This is a genomic window from Streptomyces sp. P17 (assembly GCF_032436805.1).
In the GTDB taxonomy this organism is placed as follows: Bacteria; Actinomycetota; Actinomycetes; order Streptomycetales; family Streptomycetaceae; genus Streptomyces.
This window is the reverse complement of sequence record NZ_JAVRBF010000670.1, coordinates 1-280: the sequence shown is the minus strand read 5'-3', so window position 1 is coordinate 280 and position 280 is coordinate 1. Positions and strand designations below refer to the sequence as shown.

Here is a 280-nt window from a genome sequence, read left to right as displayed (position 1 = left end):
CCCGCGGGCCGGGAGCCGTCACTGGCCTATGCGCGGATTGTCGTGAAGGTCGGCGGACCGCTTGCGCGCCTCCCGTTGCGAACTCTCGAACAGGCGCAATTGCGATCAACCGCGCTCAACGACCTCATGACACGCTACGGCGCATGTCAGTTCGCCCAGCTCCTGCAGGCCGCGGCTTGCAACGCCGCGCATTCCATCGAGCAGCGCGCCGCGAAATGGATGATCGCAGCCCGCGAGCATCTCGACGGCGACGAGATCCCTTTCACCCACGAGCAGCTGG

The 280-nt window shown here is 66.4% G+C and carries 1 protein-coding gene; it reads left to right on the top strand.

All coding sequences use genetic code 11. From position 1 onward, the window contains the following. A partial coding sequence (locus tag RMT89_RS42520) for a hypothetical protein (RefSeq protein ID WP_315889114.1) occupies positions 1–280 on the top strand: 280 nt, incomplete at both ends.